Source organism: Methylobacterium sp. J-001, assembly GCF_022829565.1.
Classification (GTDB): domain Bacteria; phylum Pseudomonadota; class Alphaproteobacteria; order Rhizobiales; family Beijerinckiaceae; genus Methylobacterium.
The window spans coordinates 1-1,926 of sequence record NZ_JAKSYN010000128.1; the positions used below are offsets into that span (position 1 = coordinate 1).

Genomic DNA, 1,926 nt, shown 5'->3' on the forward strand with positions numbered 1-1,926 from the left:
AGGCTTCCCGCAGACGTCGCTCGGGGTCCAGCCCAGGATCCGGGTAGCGCCGGCGTTCCAGTCGATGACGTTCCCCTTCAGATCGAGCACGATGATCGCGTAGTCGATCGCGCTCTCGAACACGGCGCGGTAGCGCGCCTCACTCGCGCGCACCGTGCGCTGCGCCGCGATCTCGCTCGCCTCGGTCAGCCCGACGGTGGCCAAGCCGGCGAAGCTTCTGACCACTTCGAGATCGCGCTCGGTGAACGCGTCCGGTTTGCTCGACGGTAGCTTGAGCACGCTGAGCACCTTGCCGCCACGGTTGACCGTCGCGTGCACGGCCTAGCGAAGGTCTATGAGCGCGCGAGCATCGGCCTTCACCCGCGGGTCGAGCAGGGCATCGGCCAGCAGGATCGGCTCGTTGGCCCGGGCGCAGGCGCCGGACGTGCTGCCGTCCAGCGGCACGCGCACGCCCCGATGCTGGGTCAGGGTGCCGCCGACGGTGCGGTACTCCAGCTCCTCGCCGTCGAGTAATTCCAGGACGCCGCCCTCGGCCGCGGGCACGGCGCGCATCGCCCCTTCGATCAGGGCGTCGAGGATGGTGTCGAGATCGCCGCCGCTCGCTGCGATCGCGTCCTGGATCTGGCTGTAGGTGCGTCGCTGCTGCGTCGCCACCCGCTGTTCGGCGAGCAGGCGCTCGCGCTCGCTCAGGGCACGGCGCAGTTCGAGTTGGTCGACGACCTGTTCGGCCAGCCGCTCCAATCCTTCGGACTGCCCCGGTGTCAGTCCTTCCGGGCGCGGCTGCCGATCGAGCACGCACAGCGTGCCGAGCACCGCGCCCGCGGCGGTTCGCAGCGGCATGCCGGCGTAGAAGCGGACCCCGCCCTCGGCCACGGCCGCGTTATCGGCGTGGCCCTCCTCGCGCGTGTCGCGGATGATGAGCGGCGCCTCGGCCCTGACCACCAGCGGACAGAACCCGACATCGAGCGGCGCCTCGCATCCAACGTCGAAGCCCGCTCGCGCCTTGAAGAACTGCCGCTGATCGTCGACCAGGGTCACGAGTGCGGTCGGCACCCCGCACAGCAGGGCCGCGATCCTGGCGAGATCATCGAACCCTTTCTCCGATGGCGTGCCCATCACCGCGTAATCGGCCAGGGCGTGTAGACGGTCGGGCTCAGGAGGGGCGATCGTCATGCGTCCGCGGAGGGCGACGGGGGAAGGATGCTGAGCACGGCCGAGATAGACCAAGCTGAGCTGTAGCCCGAACAGCTACCCCCCGCCAAGTTACTGCCGCGGCGGCATGATTTGTCTCCGATCGTTATCGCTTCCGTTGTAGCTATCCCTGGGGTGCCACGGCGCGGTGAGCCCGCGGCTCATCACCCTCACCGGTGGGGTGAGGCTACCGCGTCGGCGCGAGCATACGGCTGCCGACCTCGGCCAGCGGCACATCGATCCGGCAACGCAGGCCCTCCACGTCGAAGTCCAGATCGACGTCCCCGGCCAGCTCGCGCCCGACGCCGCCGGCGATCAGCCGCGTCCCGAACCCGCGGCGCGCCGGTGGGGCGACCGCCGGACCGCCGCTTTCCCGCCAGGTCAGGCGTAACCACGCCGCTCCCGTCTCGCTTCGATCCACCCGCCAGCTTACCTCGACCCGACCGTCCGCCGTCGACAGCGCCCCGTACTTGGCTGCGTTGGTCGTCAGCTCGTGCACGGTCATACCGAGCGCCAGGACGTGGCGCGGCGGCAGCGCCACCTCGGGCCCGTCGAGGACGATGTGGTCACACCCGGCGCGGTAGGGTGACAGCTCGTTCTCCAACACCTCATTCAAGGTGGCGCCGCTCCAGTCCTCGCGGGTGAGCAGGTCGTGGGTCTTCGACAGGGAAAGGATGCGCGCTTCGAGTTGCACCGCCTGTCCCTCACCGCCCTTGGCCGATTGGCGCGCCAGCG

At 69.9% G+C, this 1,926-nt stretch carries 3 protein-coding genes; all 3 read right to left on the reverse strand.

The annotated features are described in order from the left end of the window. The coding region (locus MKK65_RS31380) for a PAS domain S-box protein (protein WP_243958576.1) at positions 1-318 on the reverse strand (318 nt) is incomplete at its 3' end. Between the two features lie 3 nt (positions 319-321). Then, positions 322-1,173: a GAF domain-containing protein gene (locus MKK65_RS14950; protein ID WP_243958577.1), complete on the reverse strand. Its 852-nt coding sequence runs from the start codon at positions 1,171-1,173 to the stop codon at positions 322-324. Positions 1,174-1,378: 205 nt separating this feature from the next. Then, a partial coding sequence (locus tag MKK65_RS14955; protein WP_243958578.1) for a sensor histidine kinase occupies positions 1,379-1,926 on the reverse strand: 548 nt, incomplete at its 5' end.

Excerpts from the sequence above, each read along its gene's own strand:
- MKK65_RS14950 (WP_243958577.1), bottom strand. The coding sequence starts at position 1,173 with ATGACGATCGCCCCTCCTGAGCCCGACCGTCTACACGCCCTGGCCGAT.